This window comes from Catellatospora sp. TT07R-123, assembly GCF_018327705.1.
In the GTDB taxonomy this organism is placed as follows: domain Bacteria; phylum Actinomycetota; class Actinomycetes; order Mycobacteriales; family Micromonosporaceae; genus Catellatospora.
The window spans coordinates 612,530-632,851 of record NZ_BNEM01000001.1 but is presented as its reverse complement, the minus strand read 5'-3'; the positions used below and the strand labels follow the sequence as shown (position 1 = coordinate 632,851).

General features: G+C 71.8%; 13 protein-coding genes. 5 read left to right on the top strand and 8 right to left on the bottom strand.

Annotation, left to right across the window (positions count from 1 at the left end; translation table 11 throughout):
* Positions 1–262 precede the first annotated feature (262 nt).
* The 3 genes from Cs7R123_RS02655 to Cs7R123_RS02645 all read right to left on the bottom strand — a co-directional run bounded on the left by Cs7R123_RS02655 (position 263) and on the right by Cs7R123_RS02645 (position 3,993).
* The gene (locus tag Cs7R123_RS02655; RefSeq protein WP_212823152.1) at positions 263–3,106 is read right to left on the bottom strand and encodes a glycoside hydrolase family 9 protein; all 2,844 of its coding nucleotides are present in this window, start codon (positions 3,104–3,106) and stop codon (positions 263–265) included.
* 282 nt (positions 3,107–3,388) lie between these two features.
* The gene (locus Cs7R123_RS02650; RefSeq protein WP_212823151.1) at positions 3,389–3,619 is read right to left on the bottom strand and encodes a hypothetical protein; all 231 of its coding nucleotides are present in this window, start codon (positions 3,617–3,619) and stop codon (positions 3,389–3,391) included.
* A 134-nt stretch (positions 3,620–3,753) separates the two neighbouring features.
* Complete coding sequence (locus Cs7R123_RS02645; RefSeq protein WP_212823150.1) at positions 3,754–3,993, bottom strand: DUF6289 family protein; 240 nt, start codon at positions 3,991–3,993, stop codon at positions 3,754–3,756.
* Positions 3,994–4,250: 257 nt separating this feature from the next.
* On the opposite strand from Cs7R123_RS02645, the gene Cs7R123_RS02640 reads away from it, so the two are divergent.
* From Cs7R123_RS02640 to Cs7R123_RS02630, 3 genes are all read left to right on the top strand, one after another.
* A complete protein-coding gene (locus tag Cs7R123_RS02640; RefSeq protein ID WP_212823149.1) occupies positions 4,251–4,655 on the top strand; it encodes a cupin domain-containing protein in 405 nt (134 codons plus the stop codon).
* A 139-nt stretch (positions 4,656–4,794) separates the two neighbouring features.
* A complete protein-coding gene (locus tag Cs7R123_RS02635) occupies positions 4,795–6,678 on the top strand; it encodes a serine/threonine-protein kinase (protein WP_212823148.1) in 1,884 nt (627 codons plus the stop codon).
* Positions 6,671–7,777, top strand: coding sequence for a DNA glycosylase AlkZ-like family protein (locus tag Cs7R123_RS02630; RefSeq protein WP_244871559.1), 1,107 nt, complete (start codon positions 6,671–6,673; stop codon positions 7,775–7,777). Before Cs7R123_RS02635 ends, Cs7R123_RS02630 begins: the two co-directional genes overlap by 8 nt.
* Positions 7,778–7,838: 61 nt before the next feature.
* On the opposite strand, the gene Cs7R123_RS02625 is transcribed toward Cs7R123_RS02630, so the two are convergent.
* From Cs7R123_RS02625 to Cs7R123_RS02615, 3 genes are all read right to left on the bottom strand, one after another.
* Complete coding sequence (locus Cs7R123_RS02625; RefSeq protein ID WP_212823146.1) at positions 7,839–10,682, bottom strand: M48 family metalloprotease; 2,844 nt, start codon at positions 10,680–10,682, stop codon at positions 7,839–7,841.
* On the bottom strand, positions 10,679–11,269 hold the full coding sequence (locus Cs7R123_RS02620; protein ID WP_212823145.1) for a hypothetical protein: 591 nt from the start codon (positions 11,267–11,269) through the stop codon (positions 10,679–10,681). The genes Cs7R123_RS02625 and Cs7R123_RS02620 overlap by 4 nt, the downstream gene beginning before the upstream one ends.
* Positions 11,270–11,538: 269 nt before the next feature.
* The gene (locus Cs7R123_RS02615; RefSeq protein WP_244871558.1) at positions 11,539–12,714 is read right to left on the bottom strand and encodes a VOC family protein; all 1,176 of its coding nucleotides are present in this window, start codon (positions 12,712–12,714) and stop codon (positions 11,539–11,541) included.
* 35 nt (positions 12,715–12,749) lie between these two features.
* Here Cs7R123_RS02615 and Cs7R123_RS02610 point away from each other — a divergent pair, with 35 nt between their 5' ends.
* Positions 12,750–14,813: a CRISPR-associated endonuclease Cas3'' gene (locus Cs7R123_RS02610; RefSeq protein WP_212823144.1), complete on the top strand. Its 2,064-nt coding sequence runs from the start codon at positions 12,750–12,752 to the stop codon at positions 14,811–14,813.
* A gap of 30 nt (positions 14,814–14,843) precedes the next feature.
* Here the strand turns inward: Cs7R123_RS02610 and Cs7R123_RS40640 are convergent, their stop codons facing one another.
* Positions 14,844–14,978 (bottom strand): hypothetical protein, encoded by a 135-nt coding sequence (locus tag Cs7R123_RS40640; protein ID WP_275412025.1) that lies wholly within the window; start codon positions 14,976–14,978, stop codon positions 14,844–14,846.
* Positions 14,979–15,093: 115 nt separating this feature from the next.
* On the opposite strand from Cs7R123_RS40640, the gene Cs7R123_RS02605 reads away from it, so the two are divergent.
* Positions 15,094–15,447, top strand: a complete 354-nt coding sequence (locus Cs7R123_RS02605) for a gamma-glutamylcyclotransferase (RefSeq protein ID WP_212823143.1) — start codon at positions 15,094–15,096, stop codon at positions 15,445–15,447.
* Between the two features lie 68 nt (positions 15,448–15,515).
* Here the strand turns inward: Cs7R123_RS02605 and uvrA are convergent, their stop codons facing one another.
* Complete coding sequence (gene uvrA / locus Cs7R123_RS02600; RefSeq protein ID WP_244871557.1) at positions 15,516–17,978, bottom strand: excinuclease ABC subunit UvrA; 2,463 nt, start codon at positions 17,976–17,978, stop codon at positions 15,516–15,518.
* Positions 17,979–20,322: the final 2,344 nt, after the last annotated feature.

The window sequence follows — 20,322 nt, the reverse complement described above, 5'->3', positions numbered from 1 at the left end:
CGCCGCCGTGATCGCATGATGAGAACGGCCAGGCGCATGCGCGCACGACCGTATCGTGCGGAAGTCAGGCTTTGCGCCTCGCCGCCAGGCCGCCGGTGGAGACGGCATGAGCCGGTGTCGCCTGCGCCCGGACCGGCGGACCACTGGCCGCATCGGTCGTGCGCTCAGGTCACGGCATGCGCACCAGGTGGGATGCTCGCCGACGTCGGCGATGGGGGTGGCCCGCGCCGCCACCCGTGGCGGCGGCGCGGGCCCGATGGCGTCAGCCGATGGTGCAGGTGACGCCGTTGAGGGTGAACGCGACCGGGCGCGGGTTGCTGCCGGTGTGCGTGGCGTTGAAGCCGAACGACGTGGACGCGCCGGGTGCGAGCGTCCCGTTGTAGCTCTCGTTGGTGATCGCCACGTTCGCGCCGGTCTGGGTGTACTTCGACGACCACGCCTGGGTGATCTGCTGGCCCGCTGTGAAGGCGAAGGCCAGCGTCCAGCCGTTGATCGTCGCGGTGCCGGTGTTCTTGACCGTCACGTTGCCGGTGAAGCCGGTGCTCCAGTCGTTGGTGGCGTACGTGATCTGGCAGGCCGACGGCTGCGGCGGGGCCGTGGTGGTCACCGACACGGGGCTGGACGCCGCGGAGGCGTTGCCCGCCGCGTCGACCGCGACCACGTAGAACTGGTACGCCGTCTGCGCGGTCAGCCCGGTCACCGCGTACGTGGTGCCGGTGACGGTGCCCAGCAGGGCGTCGGTGGCGCCCGCCTCACGGTAGACGCGGTATCCGGTGACGCCGACGTTGTCGGTCGACGCGGCCCAGGCCAGCGTCACGCCCGAGGACGTGACCGCGGACGCGGCCGGGGTGCCGGGCGTGCTCGGCGGGGTGGTGTCCACCGGGTCGGCGGCCAGCGTGGTGAAGGTCGCCGGTGCCGAGGCCGCCGAGCGGTTGCCCGCCCCGTCCTTGGCCACCACGTAGTAGGTGTACGAGGTGCTCGGGGTGAGCCCGGTGATCGTCAGCGCGGCCCCGGCCGGTGAGCCGACCAGCACGTCGGTGGCACCGGCCTCGCGGTACACGTCGTAGCCGGCCAGGCCGCTGCCGCCGGAGTCGGTGGAGGCCGCCCACGCCAGGGGCAGCGCGGTGCTGGTGACGCCGGAGGCGGTCGGCGTGCCGGGCACGCTGGGCGCGGTGGTGTCCGGAGTGGTCGACGGCTCGTTGCCCCAGATCCGCACGCCGCCGTGGTACAGCGGCACGCCCGGGTTGACCCCGGCGGTGGCCAGGTACGACGGGTCGTTGGCGGGGTTCCAGGTGCCGCCCTCGCCGACGCCGACCTTGAACTGGACCTCCATCCGGTGCTGCGACTGACCGGCGGGTGCGATGGTGAACCCGGTGCAGTCGACCTCGACGTACCAGAGGTTGCCCTGGGCCTGCTTGGCGGTGCTCGGGGACGGGCAGCCCTGGGTGTAGCCGGGGGTGACCACGACCGCCGTGGCGTCGTCGCGGTTGAAGTAGTAGCGGAACTTCGCCGTGGTCAGCGCGCGGGCCGGGAACGCGGACTTGTTGTAGACGATCGCCTTGACCCGGGTCTCCCGGACGTCGGCGGTGAGCGTGGTCTCCACCGTCATCTCGTCCATGTCAGGCGCCTCGACGCCGGGGAAGCCGGCCAGCGGCGTGCCGCCGTACTCCTGGGACAGCCGGGCCAGCGCGGAGGTGAGCCCGGCGTTGTAGTCGGTGGCGACCTCGTTCATCACGTAGTCGCCGCGCTCGTCCTTGTAGGCGTCGTCGGGCGAGGACGGGCCGCCGACCAGCGCGCCGTACAGCACGTGCCGGGTGCCGGTCGGCACGGTCTGGCTGTCCCACCAGGACCCGTGGGCGGTGCGGTGGTGCGGGTTCTTCGGCGAGTTGCTCCCGAAGCCGATCATGTATGAGGAGTTGCGCGGGTTGTCGCCGAGCGCGTAGTTGACCTGGCGCAGCGCGAAGTCGTGGTAGCGCTGCTTGCGCGTGGCGTCGGTGGTCTTGTCGCTGTAGACGAGCGCGGCGAACGAGGTGTTCGCGGCGTAGCGCAGCGCCCCCCAGCTGTCGAGCACGGCCATGCCGCCGGGCGAGGTGCGCACCTTCTCCCCGTTGACGCCGACGGTCCAGTAGTCGAGCCAGCGGTTGGCGTCGTCGACGTACTTCTGCTTGCCGGTCAGGTTGGCCAGCAGCACGTACGCGCCGAACTGCTTGTTGTCCCAGGCCAGCGTCCACTTGTAGGAGCGCGTGGTGGACTGCGGCTCGGTGCCCAGGCTGTCGTAGGCCGCCTCGGCCTTGGCCAGGTAGGCGGCGTCGCCGGTGGCCCGGTAGAGCCAGATCCCGCCCCACACCAGCTCGTCGGTGTAGCCGCTCCACGACTTGTAGAAGTTCGTCGCGTCGGTGATGCAGGAGTGGTAGGTCTGGCGCACCGTGTCGGCGAACGTGTACAGCTGCTTGGCGTGCGTGACCAGGGTGTCGGCGTAGGTCGGGTCGGTGGGGCGGAACACCATCGACGAGGCGGCCATCGCGGCCGCGGTCTCCCCGGCGAGGTCCGCGCCGCCGCAGGTGGCATCGATCTTGTACGCGGGCCGGGCCATCGGCATCACCTCGGCCGGACCCCACCACTTGTGGTCGTCGTCGCCCTTGCCGATCTGCCCGTAGAGCACGTTCGGGGCCGGGTGCGCCTTGATGAAGTAGTCGTTGGGCACCCGCAGGTTGTTGAGCAGGTAGGTGAGCTGCCCGGAGGCGGCGTAGCCGGCCCGGTACTCCACCGCGCCCCAGGCGAGCATCGTGGTGGTGAACGCCATCGGGAAGCCGAACTTGACGTGGTCACCGGCGTCGAACCAGCCGCCGGTCAGGTCGAGCCCGACGTCGGAGCCGTCGTTCATGGCGGAGTCGCCGCGCCAGGAGACCCGGCTCCACGACGGCTTGGGCCCGGAGATCTGGGCCTCGTAGAAGAACAGCGACTTCTGTAGCGCCTCGGCGTAGTTGAAGGCCGGGGCGGCGGTGGCTGGGCTCGGGGCCACGGCGACCGCGAACGCCGCCGCGGTGAGCGCGGCGGATACGGCCCCCGCGATGCGGCGACCCCAGCGGGATCGTGCGTCGGGCATGAAGGACTCCTCGTACGTGGAGCCGCGCCGGGCACGCCGCGCCGGTGGGGTGCGGGCGGACGTGGGCGCGTCCGTCCCGCCCGGCGCGCGTGACCAGGCGCGGTGGGTGATCGGGCAGTTGTCACGGGAGCGCTCCCATAACAACGGTCAATGTAGCCCGATGTTGCGTTCCTGTGAAGCGTCAATGACGGCGGACGTCCGCCGTCGGGTCTGGCCACCGGCCGCGGGATGCCGCGGCCGGTCCGGCGAAGGGCGTCGGCGCGACTCGCCGATCGCCGCGCATCAGGCGTAGATGAACCAGAGGCCCGAGCCGTTGCCAGTGGAGTTCCAGACGCACTGGAGCGGGCCGGTCCAGCCGTAGTTCTGGATGCCGTAGTTGCCGATCCGGACGCACTCCGAGTAGTCGTAGACGACGCCGCGAAGGCTGGTCGCCGCGTGCGCGGGCGTGGCTCCGGCGAACATGGTGGCGCCGACCAGGGCTGTCGCCGCGATCGCCATCTTGACTCTGCGCATTTTCCCTCCATCGATGAAGCGGTTAAGCGGAGCATAGATAAACGGCGATCGAATCGTCTCGCCTGTCCCGTCAGTTGGGTCGGCCCTACCGGCCGGCGGGCGCCGTCCAGGCGGTGAAGGTGCCGGGCGGTGCGTCAGCAGGGGGTCTCGGCGAAGGTCGCGTACCCGCTGCGGGTGCCCCATGTGGAACGGCTGCCGCCGCAGTCCTCGTACAGCTGCCCGACGACGGAGGTGTGGGCCGCGTCGGCGTACCAGGTGGTGTAGCAGTAGTGGTCGATCGTGCACGCGCGTGCCTGCGCCGGCGCGCCAGGTAGCACCACGGCTACCGAGCCGATCGTCACCAGAGCCGCCGCGAGGCCGAGACGTCGAAGCATGGTCGTGACCCTCCTCCTGTTTCGGAGTCGACAAAACATTCATGAGAATCATTGCGTGGCGGGTCGTGGCGGCGCAACCGGCCGGTGCGACGACGGACGATAAGGCGGTTCGCGACACACGGCGGCCCGTCGTTTGCGAGGATGATCCTGCCGCTGCGTGGCTGAGCAGACTGATGACGGAGCAGGAAAGGCCGCACGCCGTCGGCGGCCGCGCGCGGAAGCTGACCCGCCGATGCCGAGCAGGGAGCCGATCCGAGATGACCGTGGAGAACCGGAGCACCTCGGTGCTCACCCCGCTGTGGGAGCGGCAGCTGCCGACCGTGGCGCAGCCCGTCGACGTCATGACGCTGCTGGTCGAGATACCGCCCGGCGGCAGGGGCCTGCCGCCGCACAAGCACTCCGGCCCGGTCTTCGGGTACATGATCGAAGGCGAGATGCTCTTCGAGCTCGAAGGAGAGCCCGAGCGGGTCATCAAGGCGGGCGAGGCGTTCTTCGAACCGGGCGGCGACGTCATCCACTACCAGGACGCCAACAACCTGCCCGACACGGCCAGCCGCTTCGTGGTCGTCATGCACATGGTGCCCGGTCAGCCCATGCTGACCTACGTGGACGACGACGAACTCCAAGCCCGCCGCGACCGCCGCGCACCGCGCCCGCAGTAGCCGCGCCCGCGATAGCCAGGCCCGGCGGCGCCCGAAGCGACGGCGACGTCCGGCACGTCGTCGCCGCACCCGCCGCGCTACCAGCGTATCCGGCCATCCCGCCGATGCTCGGCGCAGCGCGCACCGGTACGGTCTTGGGATGTCCGCCGCATCCTCCCAGCAGGTCGTCGCCGGCCGCTACCGGCTCGTCGAGGCGCTCGGCCAGGGCGGGATGGGGCGTGTCTGGAAAGCCCGGGACGAGGTCCTCCACCGGGACGTGGCGATCAAGGAGATCATCCCGCCGCCGGGCCTCACCGAGCAGGAGTGCCAGGAGATGCGCGAGCGATCGCTGCGCGAGGCCCGCGCCATCGCTCAACTCAGCCACACCAACGCCGTACGCGTCTTCGACGTGCTGCGCACCGACGGCGAACCGTGGATCGTGATGGAATACGTGCCCTCACGCTCCCTGCACGAGGTCCTCACCCACGACGGCCCCGTCACGCCGCAGCGGGCGGCGGAGATCGGGCTGGGTGTGCTCGCGGCATTGCGCGCCGCGCACCAGGTCGGCGTCGTGCATCGCGACGTGAAGCCCGGCAACGTGCTGCTCGGCCACGACGGCCGGGTGGTCCTCACCGACTTCGGCCTGGCCACGGTGCCCGGCGACCCGAACGTCACGCGCACGGGGATGATGCTCGGCTCACCGGCGTACATGTCGCCGGAACGGGCCCGCACCAACAGTGCCGGCCCCGAGGCCGACATGTGGTCCCTGGGCGCGACCGTCTTCGCGGCCGTCGAGGGGCAGTCGCCCTACGCCCGCAGCACCGCCATCGCGACGCTCACCGCACTGGCCAGCGAGCCGCCTCCGCCCGTCCGCAACGCCGCCGGTCCGCTCAAGACGGCGGTCGCCGGCCTGCTGCGGCGAGACCCCGGCAGCAGGATGAAGGCCGACGAGGCAGAGCAGCTGTTCCTGCGCGCGATCGAGCGTCGCAAGCGCGGGCTGTCGCTGCTTCCCGGGGTGCGCCGGGTGGGCCTGATACCGCGCCAGGACCGCTCGCGCGATGCCGACAGCGCCCCCGCAGGGCGGGTGCCGTCGGCCGCGGCGCAGCCGCCGATGAACACCGTGGCCGAGGTGACGGAGGCCGCGCCGACGTACCTGCCGCGTGCCGCCGCTCCCGTACGCGTGCCGCAGCCGCGCTCGAATCCGGACGCCGAGAGCGGGCCCGCGCCGGCGGCGACCACCGCGGACGCGTCGACGACGAAGATCGACCTGGTCGCGGCGGTGGACCAGGCACCCGCGCCGGTCGAGTCCCCCGCGCCGGAGTCCCAGCCCGAGGATCTCGTGCTGATGGCCACGGAGACAGCCGTGGTCCCGGCCGCGTCGGCCACCGCTGTCAGGCGTCGGCGTGTCGGCGTCGCGCTGGTCGCGACCGTCGTCGCGCTGGGCGTCTCCGTGCGCCTCGCCGCCGGCGGCGACGACCCGCCGACGACCCCGGTTGCCGCACCGACCAGTGCGGGCACGCCGACCCCGTCCGCCACGCCTTCTCCGTCCGCCAGCGCGGCCACCTCGCCGACGCCGGCCACCTCGCCGACCTCCGCAGCCGCCACCGGCTTCGTGCTGCCTTCGGGCTGGCACATGTACAGAGGTAGCGGATTCTCGATTCCGGTGCCGGACAACTGGTCGGCCGACCGCGACGGCGGCATGATCCTCTTCAAGGAGCAGGGCGGGCTGCGTCGCGTGCTCGGCGTATACCGGTCGGAGGACGTCGACCCGGATCCGGTGGCGGCCCTGACCGGCGAGGAGCGCCAGCAGAGCAAGTCCGGCTACCGCAGGTTGGGGCTGGACCCGGTCGACTACCGGGGCTACCAGGCCGCCGACTGGGAGTGGCTCTACAGCACCGGCAGCGGCACCCGCGTCCACGTGCTCCGGCGCGGCTTCATCGCTTCGGACAGGTACTACACGATCTCCTGGTACGTAGCCGATGCCAGCTGGCAGGAGAATCTCAGCCTGTTCAAGATCGTTGCCGACGGCTTCAAGGTTGCGTAACCATGAGCTCACCCGGGTCGAGGCGCGTCGCATCGCCGTGCGGGCCCAGCTGCTGGACCGGCCGCGGCCGACCTCGCTGCTGGCGGTGGTGCGGCAGCTGACGCTGCTGCAGGCCGACCAGACCGCCGCCGTCGCGCCGAGCGCGGACCTGGTGCTGTGGAGCCGGCTGGGGCCGGCATACCGGCCGAGGGATCTGGAGGCGGCGCTGGGGGACCAGGCGCTGCTGGAGTTGCAGGGCATGATCCGGCCCGCCGAGGACCTGGCGCTGTTCCGCGCGGACATGGCGGACTGGCCGGGCAGCGGTGAGCTGCTGGACTGGCAGCGGCACCGGCGTGACTGGGTCGCGGCCAACCGGGGCTGCCGGTCGGACATCATCTCCCGGTTGCGGTCCGACGGCCCGCTGCCGGCCCGGGAACTGCCGGACACGTGCGAGGTCCCGTGGCAGTCCAGCGGCTGGAGCAACGACCGCAACGTGCTGAAGATGCTGGAGCTCCTGGAGGCCCGGGGCGAGGTCGCGGTCGCGGGGCGGGACGGCCGCGAGCGGTTGTGGGACCTGGCGGCGCGGATCTACCCCGACGACCGCGTGGTCGCGGCTGGTGAGGCGGCTCGGATCCGCGCACAGCGGCGGCTGCGTTCGCTGGGTGTCGCCCGCAGTAGCCGCACCAAGCAGTCCGTCGGGCCGGTCGACGCGGCCGAGGTCGGTGAACCCGCGGTGATCGAGGGCGTCCGCGGCCGGTGGCGGGTCGATCCGGCCCAGGTCGGTCAGCCGTTCACCGGCCGGGCAGCGCTGCTGTCGCCGCTGGACCGCCTGGTGTTCGACCGCAAGCGGATGGCCGAGCTGTTCGAGTTCGAGTACCAGCTGGAGATGTACAAGCCGGCCGCCGGACGCCGGTGGGGCTACTGGGCGATGCCGATCCTGTACGGCGACCGGCTGGTCGGGAAGCTGGACGCCACCGCCGACCGGCGTTCCGGTGTGCTGCGGGTGGACGCCGTCCACCGGGACGTGCCGTTCACGAAGGCGATGGCGACCGAGGTCGACCGTGAGATCGCGGAGCTGGCGGCCTGGCTCGAACTGGGCCTCGACCTGCCGTCCGACTGACGATCGGCCCGGCACCCGGCGGCTCCGGCGGCACGCCGCTCGTCCCGCCGGATGCCGTATGTCAGCCGCGAACCCGGGTCAGCTCCACCCGGTAGTCGGGGCCGTGCAGCAGCATGGTCCCTGCGGCACAGGTGTACTCATCCGGGGAGACGGCGGGCGCGAGATCGGCGGTGCGCAGGACCGCGCCGTCCACGCGCAGCACGACGGTGCCGTGCGGGGTCCAGTCGCGATAGGTGATCGTCGACTCGTCCACCTGGTAGAAGCCGGTCGCGCCACCCTGGACCGTGATCTCCAGCAGATGACCGGCCGACGTCGCGCGCAATGGCGCGGCCCCTGCATAGTCGATCGTGATCGTGCCGTCGGCGTGGAAGGACTGCCGGGTGCCGCTGCCGGTGAACCGCACCTTCCCGAAGTCGTCCATGTCGAGGTCGAGGAGGTCGCTGGCTTCGGTCCAGTCGCCTACCAGACATGACTGGGCGGTTGCCGCGGTCTGCTCGCTGTCCACGGGATCCCAGTAGCCGATGTTGTGCGGCACGACGACGACCGCCGCGGTGAGCAGCGCGGCGGTGAGCAGCGCCAGCGTGGCCAGCACCGGACGGCGTGCGGCCCGCGCCGGGCGCCGACGCCGCAGCCGGCTGCCGATCAGCGCTCCCAGCAGCACCGCCGGGATCGCGACGGCGAGCCCTTTGGCGAGCAGGGTGTGCACGTAGCCGGCGAGTTCGGCGGCCGGGATGGCGGGCGGCGTGCAGCGGCCGGTGCCGCCGGACAGCTTGATGCAGCGGGTCACCGTGAAGGTGGCGATCAGGCCGAGGCTGGCCACGACGGCCACGACGGTGGCGGCCAGCGCGCCCAGCGCGGGCCGGGCGGCGTGGCTGCGGGCGGCGACGACGGTGGCAGCCACCCCGGCGGCTGTCACCGCGACGGCCCAGTAGGTGTTGAGGAACACGAGCCCGAAGAACGGCGGCATGCCCGCGGTGATCGGCGGGGTGGCCCGCACCTGCGCCGACAGGACGGCTCTGGCCGTGAACGCGGCGGCGACACCGAAGACGACGACGGCCAGCCCGGCCGCTGCGCCTACACGCAGGGCGGCGCCGAATGCCGGCTCGCCGGCGGCCTCGCCGTCACCGGTCACGCTGCCGCCCACCGCGGTGCCGGTAGCCGCGGTGTCGGCTTCGCGGCGGTCGGCGGGCTGCTCCGCCCGGTGCGGGCGGAGCAGCGCAGGGACCGCCCACAGGCCGATGAGCGCGACGCTGACCAGCGGGTTTTCGACCACGTACAGCAGCGGCAGGTACTGGCTGCCGGTGACCTGCGACAGCGTGGCGAACCAGCCGATGTCACCGCCAGGCTCGGGCACGCCACCGGGCAGAACCGCCGTGATCAGGCCGCCCTGCAGGAAGGCGTGCCACAGCGCGAACAGCGGCGCGCCGAGGGCGATCGAAGCGGCCACCACGACCGCCTGCGCCCGGCCGCGCCGTGCCGTACGCAGGCCGCGCCGGGCGACCGAATGCGTCCACGCCGCCAGCGCCGCACCGCCCACGAACAGCAGGATCAGACCGACCAGCAGACCGGGCCGGTCCAGCGCCGCGCCGCTGGTCGTGGCCGACAGCAGTGTCAGCGGCAGCGCGGCAGCGTATCCGGCGACCAGCGCGACCGGCGGACCGAGCCACGCGCCTGCTCTCGGCGGGCGGTCCGGATCGGCGACAGCGGCCCGCCACATCGCGGCGGCCAGCACCCCGGCCGCGAGGACCCCCGCAGGAAGGCCGCTGAGTGTCAAGCCGAGCACCGCGTTCGGCGCGACGCTCGCGGCCAGCAGGCTGGCGTTCAGCGCGGCGAGCGCGGCGGTGAATCCGACACCGATCATCTCCCACACGCCGGTGCGCAGCAGCCGGCCGGGGGAGTCGATCGCCGCCAGCCGCGCCGCTCGCGACGGATGGGTGCCGAGCCGAGAAGCCAGCCGCCGCCATGCGCCAGCCGGTTCGGGCAGCCCGGCGATCACGGCCCGTAGCGATCTGGCGTGTGCGCCGGCGCCGGCCCGCCCGTCGGCGTGCAGCTCACGGGTACGCAGGATCGCGTTGCGGGTCAGGTAGACGACGGCCGTCAGCGCGGCCACCGCACCCACCTGGTACGCGATCTCGGGGCCGTGCCCGTCGAACCGGTCGGCCGACCAGCGCAGCGGTGTGTAGAACAGCGCCGGGTGGATGAGCAGCGCCACGAACGGCAGCAACCCGACGAGCGCGAACGCGCGCCACAGGGCGATGCTGAAGTAGGTGCGGGCGACGTCACGGTTGCCGAGGTGGGCCAGCTCGTGCCGCACCACGGCGCGCACCGCGTCCGGGTCGGTGCCGTAACGCATGATCAGGCCGGCGTCGAGCACGACCACGGGCCGCCATGGCAGGCCGAACGCCTGGCCGCCCGCGGTCGCGGCGCGCGGGTCCAGCAGCCAGCGCGGCGAGCGGGCCAGGCCGACCTGCGCGGGCAGCCGATCCAGGTCGGCGATGAGCTCCGCGCTGTCGGGACCGGCCAGCGGCAGCAGGCCGCGGCTGCGCCTGATCCACCACGGGTGCAGCAGGTACAGCAGGGCGGCGAGCATGAACACCAGCCCCACGCCGACGCCGATCCATGCCGCCTGGTCCAGGTACAGCGGCCGCGTGCAGCGCATCAACCGGCCGGCGGCCGGGACCAGCCGGTCGGTGAAGTCCGCAGTCGTGACGACGGGCCGGTCGAACCCCTGCTTCTCGGCGCCGTAACAGGCGGTCATGACCGTCTGGAACAGGTGGGCCTTCGCCGGCACGGCCAGATACACCCAGCTGTACACCGATACGCTGGAGGCAAGGACCGCCGCCACCAGCAGCAGGAACCGGGTCGCGGTCCCGTCCGGCGCCCGGGCGCCGGGCGCGACGGTCATCGACCGCTCCCGCGCAGCACGCCCTCACCGACCACGGCGACCGCGAGCCTGTCGGCGCGCTCGGGCGCCATCCTCGCGTGCCGGACGAGCACCGACTCGACGATGCTCGCGACCTCGGCCCACTGCGCCGCGGACAGCGCCAGATCACCATCGCCCGACTCGGTCGGCGACGGGCCGTGGGCCTGAGCGCCCGCCGGTGTCGACACGTCCCGGCCGGCCGGGCCACCCGCGTCAGCCGAGCCGCCCGGCGGCCGAGTCTTCGCGAACAACCTGCGCAACGCAGCTGTCGAGGCGGCCCCGCCGCGCAGCACCGCCTGCCCGCCCAGATAGGCGAGGACCTCGACGGACGCCTCCATCAGCACCGGCACCAGCAGCAGTTCGAGCCCCGTCAGCCCGAACTGCAGCGGCCGGCCCTTGGCATCCTGCCCGGCGAGCGCCCGGGCCGGATGGTCGAGATAGGACCGTGCCTGTTGGGCGAAGATCAGCCGGGCCGGCGACTGCTCGGGCTCCACCTCCACGATGCGCTCGAACATCACCCGTGCCAGATCGACGGCAAGCTGCTCGTCCGTCGAGGAGGTCCCGCCCATGCCGCATCGCCCCTTCCACCGCACTGCTGCTGACCGGCGCCAGTGTAGTGAGGCTGCACGCGGACCGATGCCTGCTGACCGAGGCTCGACCCGGTCGGACGAATGATCGATCTCGATGTGGCGCCATTGCCCATGGGGGGACTGGCCGCCGACACACGACGGACAGTCGAAACTCCATAGCGGACGAACGGCATTCGACCGAACGGCCTAATCCGTGCGGGTAAACCCCGCTCGCGGGACTCAACCCCCGCGAGCGGCGCGACGCGACCTCATACCCCGCTGACGATCACGATCTCGTTGCCTTCGGGGTCGGCGACCCGCCACCGGCCCTCCGCCTCGCCGACGAGCCGGCCACCGGCCGCGACGGTCGCGGCCACGCGCGTCTGCGCGAGGTCCGAGGGCACCGCGAGCTCGAAGTGGATCCGGTTGCGCTGCCGGCGCCGCTCCGTCTCCGAAGCGTCGAGCTCCTGGAACACCAGCACCGGGTTCAGCCGCCGCGGATCGTGGATGTCGCTGACCCCGGCTCGCCGGTCGTGGGTGTATCCGAGTGCGGCGACCCAGAACGCGCGGACCGCGGCGACGTCGGCGGCGTCGAGGAAGAGCTGGGCGAAGCGCGGCAGCCCCGGATCCGCGATGGCTCCGAGCCTGCGGGCGGCGGTCTGAAGGTCTGCGGCGAGGCCGGTGAAGTCGAGTTCGAGGCCGTGGGCGTCCTCTTCCGACTGGTCCTTGCCGCTGTCGATGATCACGAGCCCGGGGCGCAGGTCGATCAGCAGCGGGAAGCCCGCGTCGTCGGCCAGTGCCGCCGCTGCGGCGGCCAGGTCGCGCTGCTGCTCCGGCGAGGTGGTGCGGTAGCACGCCATCGCGCTGAACACCGCCTGCCAGTCTGCGGTCCCGCTGCTCTCGCCGAGCGCCGCGCCCGGCACCAGGTCGACCTCGTTGCCGTCGGGGTCGGCGTGACAGACCCCGTAGGGTCCCGAGGCCTCGCCGAGGCCCGCCTGCTCGACCGCCGCGGCCGGCCGCACCACGTCGAGGTGGATGCGGTTGCGCAACGGCCGTGGCTCGGTCGACTGCCGGATCCGTATCGCGGGGTCGCGCCGCACCGGATCGGCCAGACCGCCGTCCTGCCCGGGCGCGTAGCCGAGCACGCGCTGCCAGAATCGCCGCACCTCGGACGGGTTCGCGGATTCGAACACGACACCCATGTCCTGCAACGCGGCAGGGTCCGCGGCCAGCCCGAGATCCCGCGCGGCCGCCGACACCGCCCCGGCGTGCGCGTCCGAGTCCAGGCGCACCCGCATGCCGGTCGCGCGCAGGTCGACCGCGATCCCGGCCGACATTTCGACGATGCGTCCGGCGAGCGCCGCCCCTTCGACCAGCGAAGGCGCGCCGAACCATGCCGTCGCGACGCCGTCGACCAGCCGCCAATCTGTATCGATCTCTGCCATGCCCAGCACTGTAGAGCCCGGGTAGGGTGCGGATCGTGGACGGGTTCGAGGGTTTCATGCGCACCGCGACAGGGCACGCTCCCCACCCGTACCAGGCGCGGCTGGCCGCCGAGGGGCTGCCCGAACTGCTCAGCGCACCGACAGGTGCGGGTAAGAGCGCCGCGGCCGTGCTGGCCTGGCTCTACCGGCGGCTGATCGCCGCGCCGGAGAGCACGCCGCGCCGGCTGGTGTACGTGCTGCCGCAGCATAGCCTCCCCGATCAGCTGCACGACCGGATCGGGCAGTGGCTGGCCCGGCTCGGCCGCGCCGACGAGGTCGGCCTGCACCCGATCACCGACGGCGCCTGGCGGCGCCGTCCCGAGCGCACCGCGATCCTCGTGGGCACCCATGACCTGCTGCTGAGCCGCGCCCTGATGCGCGGGTACGGCGACGCGACCGCGCTGGCCCCCGTCTCGTACGCGCTGCTGCACACCGACACCCAGTGGGTCGTCGACGAGGCGGACCTGCTCGGCCCCGCGCTGCCCACGACCGTCGCGCTCCAGCGGCTCCGCGACGAGGTCGGCACGCCTTCGCCTACCGGCACGATGTGGATGTCGTCGGATGCGTCGCTGCCGTCGGTCCGGCGGATCACCCGGCTGGACATCGACCCCGCGCACTACATCGAGGGGCTCGCCGATGCGCTGGCGGCCGCACATGTCCCCGGCACCCAGACCATCGCCGTGCTCAACACGGTGGAACGGGCCCGCGCGCTGTACGCGGCGCTACGGGAGACCGGACGCGACGTCCTGCTGGTCCATCCGCGGTTCCGGGCCGTGGACCGTCGGCGGCTGCTGTCCGAACTCGACGATACCGGACACGACCGGATCGTCGTCACGGCGCAGGCGCTGGAAGCCGGGATCGACGTCTCCAGCCGCACCCTCCTGACCGAACTCGCCCCCTTGAGCTCGATCGTGCAGCGGGCAGGGCGCTGCAACCGCTACGGCGAGCATCCCGCAGGCGGGGACCTGCTCTGGTGCGAGCCGTCGACCGGCGCAGACCCTGACACGGCACGCTGGCTCCTCGCTCCTGACCGGCCGCCGGTCCGCCCGGCCACTCCGGACCGTCCGGCCCTGCGCCTGCCCGACCTGCTGGAACTGTTCGACACCGCCGAGCCCGACACGGACGTCAGCCGCTGGATCTGCGACCGCGCCGACCTCACGGTGTCGGTCGCCTGGCGCGACGGCGAACCCTCCGAAGACGAACCCGGCCCCGGGCGCGACGAACTCTGCCAGGTCCCGCTCGCCGACCTGGAACAGCGGGACCACGCCTGGGTACGGGACCGGTCGGACGGCCACTGGCGGCGGGTGGCGGCCGGGGACCTCCAACCGGGCGCGACCGTGCTGCTCCAGGCCGAACACGGCGGCTATCTGCCGGACGAAGGCTGGGCCCCGGAGAGCCGTACCCCCGTGACGCCCCTGGCCCTGCCCCCCAGCACGCTGACCTTCGCCTGCACCAGGTGGGTCAGCCTCGACCAGCACCTCATGGAGACCGAGCAGGAGGCGCGGCTGCTCCTCGACGCTCTGCCCGGCCTGCCCGCCGAGCAGCAGGAGGCGGTGGCCCGCGCCGCCCGCTACCACGACCTCGGTAAATGCCACGAGGTGTTCCAGGAGATGCTGCGCGCAGGCGGCGGCGACTTCCCGGAGGGCCTGCTGGCCAAGTCCCGAGCCCCCTACAACACGGGCCGCCACCGCCGGGCGCACTTCAGGCATGAGCTGGTCAGCGCGCTGATCCTGCCGGACGGACAGCCGCTGATCAACTACCTGGTCGCGGCACACCACGGCAAGGTGCGGATCACCGTGCGCCCGGCGGCGGGGGAGGAGACACCATTCCTCATGGGCGTACGCGACGGCGACCGCACCCCGCCGATCGAGCTGTCGACCGGGGAGCGTTTCCCCGCCCAGTCCCTGCGGACCGACATCTTCACGACCGGCCCGTGGACAGAACGGGCGAAGGCGCTGCGCGACGACCTCGGTCCCTTCCGGCTCGCCTACCTGGAGACCCTGGTCCGCGTCGCCGACTGGCGCTCCAGCGCCCGCCACGACGGCCCGGTCCTGCCATGATCGATCAGTTCCGGCCGGATGGTCCCTGCATCAGCCGCCGGTGTACTCCGGGTCGTCCGGCCCTTCCGCAGGCTCGATGGGGTGCGGGGTGCGTCCCCGCTGCTCGCGAATCTCGGCCTCGTCGTCCTCCCGGACGATTTCCGGCTCCTCGGGCGTCTGGCTCATCGCGGCCTCCTCGATCCGATGACCGCAGTCGTACCCACGACGGGCCGTTTTCATACCCGGGCACGCGGCAGAGCGCCGGGGCGTCGGCGGGGCACGACGGCGGTAGAATCGTGCGGTGAGTGATGATCTCGGCCCGACTCACCGCCTGGCGACCTACGGAAGCCTCGCGCCGGGCAAGCCGAACCATCACCACCTCGACGGCCTTGACGGCCGCTGGTTCCCGGGCCACGTGCTCGGCCGACTCGTCGATGCGGGCTGGGGCAGCGCCATCGGGTTCCCCGGGCTCGCCGTCGACCCCGATGGCGAGCGCGTAGACGTCGAGGTCTTCGAGTCCGGCGACCTTCCGGCCCATTGGGCGCGGCTCGACGAATTCGAAGGTCCGCAGTACGAGCGGGTCGTCGCGAAGGTGCACACGCCGGGCGGTCCGGTCGAGGCGTGCATCTACGTGCTGCGGGCGGCGAAGCCGTGAGGCTGGCCGATCGAGCCGTATGACGCCGTCGTCGAGCACGCCGGGCTGGAGAAGGACGAGGAGTTCGGCTACCGGCGCGAGAACGTGCCGACAGCGGCCAGGTAGCGGGCGGTGTGCCCGTCGGCCGCGGCGACCTGCGCCGGGGTGCCCGCCGCGACGATCCGGCCGCCCGCGTCGCCGCCGCCCGGCCCCAGATCCACGACCCAGTCGGCGGTCGCGGCCACGCCCATGTCGTGCTCGACGATGATCACGGTGTTGCCCGCGTCGACCAGGTCCTGGAGCTGGCCCATCAGCAGCTCGACGTCGGCCGGGTGCAGGCCCGTGGTCGGCTCGTCGAGCAGGTACAGGGTGTGGCCGCGGTGGGCGCGCTGCAGTTCGGTGGCGAGTTTGATGCGCTGCGCCTCACCGCCGGACAGCTCGGTGGCGGGCTGGCCGAGCCGCAGGTAGCCGAGCCCGACCTCGCGCAGGGTGCACAGGCTGCGGGCAGCGGCGGGCACGTCGTCCAGGAAGCGGCCGGCCTGCTCGACGGTCATCGCGAGCACGTCGGCGATGGTCGCGCCGCGATAGGTGATCTCCAGCGTCTCCGGGTCGTAGCGCGCGCCGTGGCAGTCGGGGCAGGTCGCGTAGGTGCCCGGCAGGAAGATCAGCTCTACGGTGACGAAGCCTTCGCCCTGGCACGTCGGGCAGCGCCCGGCGGGCACGTTGAACGAGAACCGGCCGGGATCGTAGCCTCGGGCGCGGGCCTGCTCGGTGTTGGCGAAGACCTTGCGTACGGCGTCGAACATGCCGGTGTAGGTGGCGAGATTCGACCGCGGGGTGCGGCCGATCGGCTTCTGGTCCACTCGTACCAGCCGGTCGAAGTGCTCCAGGCCGCGCACGTCGGCGGCGAGCACGTCGAAGTCGTCGACCGGCCCGAGGCCGAACTCGGCCTCGGCGGTGTCGTCGGGTTCGGCCGCCGCGACGCCGAGGTGGCGGGCGACGACCTCGGCCACCACCTGCGTCACCAGGGTCGACTTCCCGGACCCGGACACCCCGGTCACCGCGGTGAGCACCCCCAGCGGCAGGTCGGCGTCGAGGTCGCGCAGGTTGTGCCGATTGACGCCGCGCAGCCGCAGCCAGCCCGTGGGCTGCCGGGGTTCGCGCCGTCGGGGGCGGGTGCGTCCCGGGAACAGGTACGGGCGGGTGGCCGACTCCGCGGCGTCGCGCAGCCCGGCGACCGGTCCGCTGTAGACGATCCGGCCGCCGGCCTCGCCCGCGCCGGGGCCGACGTCGACGAGCCAGTCCGCGTGGCGTACCACGTCCATGTCGTGCTCCACGACGAAGACCGAGTTGCCCGCGGCACGCAGGTGGTCCAGGACCTGCAGGAGCGGCTCGGCGTCGGCGGGGTGAAGCCCGGCGGACGGCTCGTCGAGCACGTACACGACGCCGAACAGTCCCGAACGGAGCTGGGTGGCGATCCGCAGCCGCTGCGCCTCGCCCGGCGACAGGGTCGGCGCCGGCCGGTTGAGCTGCAGGTAGCCGAGCCCCAGGTCGACCAGTACGCCGATGCGGTCGGTCAGGTCGGCGGCGAGCATGCGCGCGACCTCGGTGCGTTCCCCCGACAGCGACGACTCCCATGCGGGCTCCGGATCGGCCATGGTGGCGGTGGGCCGCAGTACCTCGGCCAGCGCCGACAGCGGGAGCGCGACCAGGTCGGCGATGGTGCGCCCGGCGAAGGTGACCGCCAGCGCCTCCGGCCGCAGCCCGGTCCCGTCGCAGGTGGGGCACGCTCCGATAGTCACGAAGCGCAGGGCGCGCTCACGGTTACGCTCGCTCTTGGAGCTGGCCAGCGTATGCATGATGTGCGACCGGGCGCTCCAGAACCGGCCGTTGTACACGGCCTCGCCCCGGTCCCGGTGCGGGTGCACCTCGACGACCGGCTGTTCGTCGGTGTAGAGGATCCAGTCCCGCTGCGACTTCGGCAGCCGGTGCCATGGCCGGTCCACGTCGATGCCGAGCGCTACGAGGATGTCGCGCAGGTTGACGCTCTGCCACGCGCCCGGCCAGGCCGCGACCGCGCCCTCGCGGATGCTGAGCTTCGGGTCGGGCACCATGAGCCGTTCGGAGACCACGTGGGTGCGGCCCAGGCCGTGGCAGGTCGGGCACGCGCCCGCGGCGGTGTTCGGGGAGAACGCCTCGGCCTCCAGCCGCTGCTCGGTGCCCGGCGGATAGGTGCCCGCGCGGGACAGCAGCAGCCGCAGCAGGTTCGACAGCGTGGTCAGCGTGCCCACGGTCGAGCGGGCGCCACCCGAGCCGCGGCGCTGCTGCAACGCGACCGCCGGCGGCAGCCCGGTGATCTCCGTCAGCTGCGGCGCGGGCAGCTGGTTCAGCAGGCGGCGGGCGTACGGCGCGACGGACTCGAAATATCGTCGCTGAGCCTCGGCGTATACGGTGGCGAACGCGAGTGAGGACTTGCCCGAGCCGGAGATGCCGGTGAACGCGACCAGCGCGTCGCGCGGCAGGTCCACGTCGACGTCGCGCAGATTGTGCACCCGAGCGCCACGGACCCGGACGAACGGATCATGAGCTGGCGGCCGCGTCCTGGGCACACGACGAGGCTACCGCGAATCCCGCCACGAGTTCACCGGCCTGCACTGGATGGCCCCGCGACAGGTCCTCGCCACCCTGTCGGCGCCTTCGGCGTCGGCGGAACATATGGCACCGAGCGTGGCGCACCTGTCGCACCGACCTCACGGAAGGACGCCAGAAAATTTGTGGTGGCCGTAGTAGACATCAGCAGACTCGTTCGTTAAAGTTTCTGGAGTCAAGGACGGAAAATAAAGACGCCGACGAAACATTGCCCGCCCATGCGGGTACTGGACCAACGCGGAGCTGGTGCCGAGCACTTCACGGCACCGCCCGAGCAGTGCCGGTGCGGTTTGGGGCCGGATGTTGCCGGTGAGGCCAGGTTTTGGTCAGGGTTTCACCGGGATAGGAGATGGCCGTACATGCGCGGGGCTGCGAAGTCGAGTGGGGCTCCGGCATCGGCGGAACGTAGGCAAGTGGCAGTAGGGGTACAGCCCGGGTAGGACCACCGGGTGTCAGCAGGCGAGGCCAGGAAGCTGTTTTAAGGCTTCGCCTGGGTTGGAACAGTCCGCCGTACGTGGTGGGGCCATGAAGCTGCGTGGGGCTCCAGCGCCGGTTGGATGGCACGACAAGCAAGGCACGTGGAAAGAAGAGGAGAGGGAGGGCAGGTACACCGTTGGATCGCCCGTTGCAGACCGTTTGTTGAGTCTGCCGGTCGCCGCTGTTTCCATCCGTACGAAAGGTGGTCTCGGTCACGCTTACGCGATCCTCGCGCCCGGCGCCGTTCACGGCAGCCGGAGCGGATACGACAAACCGGCGCTGTTAGCCGGTGATGGTGTTCTACCCGTAACCCTGGGCCCCGGCGCTTTCGCGCCGGGGCCCTCGTCATAACGCCCCACCGGGTGGGGCGTGTAGCAGAACGAGGAGCTCCGGCGCGTTCCAGCTGCACTCGATGCATTGAGCGGCATCGGACAGCATCGACACCCGATTGAAGATTAAGATCGGTGAGGGCGTCGCGGAACGCCGGACGCTACTCGTGCAGCCGCAGCGATCACAGCACTGCGCTCTGCGTCAATCCAGGCAGTTACGGTTACCGCAGGGACGCGAGCTGCACGGTCCAAGTCCGGGCTGTCCCGACGACCGCCATTGCCCGGCAGAGCAGCTCGCAGCCCAGCTCTGGACTTCCCTCCGCGAAGCCGCGGTTGATGATGCTGACAGCTCTCGAGTGGTCACCCGCTTCAAGAGCATGCTCCAGTCCGGTGGCCAGGACCGCGGCGAGCGAGGCGTGGAAACTGTCAGCCCCTCTTTCGCGGAGGGTCTTGGCGGGCTCGCGCGACAGTGACGGAGAGAACGTGGGCGGGGCTAACACGAATGTCATGTCCTTCTTCTGCGGTGTCGGCGTGCCCGAATCGGGCCAGCCGGATTGGGGGCTTCCTGCGTAGCGGTGCGGCAACGGTATCGTCGCACCGCCCCGGGCGGAATCGGCTGCTGCTCCCAGCAAGGAACAGCCGATGACCCTGGCTTGATCGCTGGCGGGACGCCGCGCGTCGTTGTGCCTGGGGCGGACGCTTCTCGAAGGGCTGCCGACAGGGGGAGGCCCCGCCATCGGACGCCCGCCACGCCTCCGATCATGATCGTTTGCCTGGCGGCGCTGGGCGTCGCCTGTAGCGGACGCGGCGTTGTGGGTCAGCGCACTGAAACGGCGGGGGCGATCGGGTGGTCTGCCAACGCTCGGCCCTCCAACATCGGAGTTGTCCTGTGGACACCGCCGAGACTGGCAGCGCGCCCTGTGGGCGCTGGCCCGCCAACGATGTTGACGAGATGATCCGCGGCCCACTCTACGCGCGCTGAACACCGCGCAGCCGCCGCCAGCTCAGGAAGCCGATGCCGGCGATGGACCTGGCTCCCGCTCGGCAAGAACCGACCGGCCCCCGTCTCGTGTCATCGTCACCTCCGCCTGCGTGGCTGTCACGTACGACAACCCGGACGTGTCCGACGTGGACGAGCTTTGTGAAATACATGATCTCGACACTGGCAGAGGATTCGGGAGTGACGGTGACCGAACACGGTGGTCGGCTCATCGTGCTCTACGGCCGAGATGTCGCAGTGATAGAAGTCGCGCCTCGCGGTGCAGTGCTGGGACGCAGGCAGTGCGCGTGGTGCTGACGAATGCAGGATCGTGTGTTACGGTAGTCCTGTTGCAGTTTTGATTTCCGTAGACGTTTCGGCGCCTGGTGGTCTGACCAAGACCATGCAGGTGCTTTTTTCGTTTGTGTCGTTTCCGACGCGGGTGATCAACGCGGCGGCGTG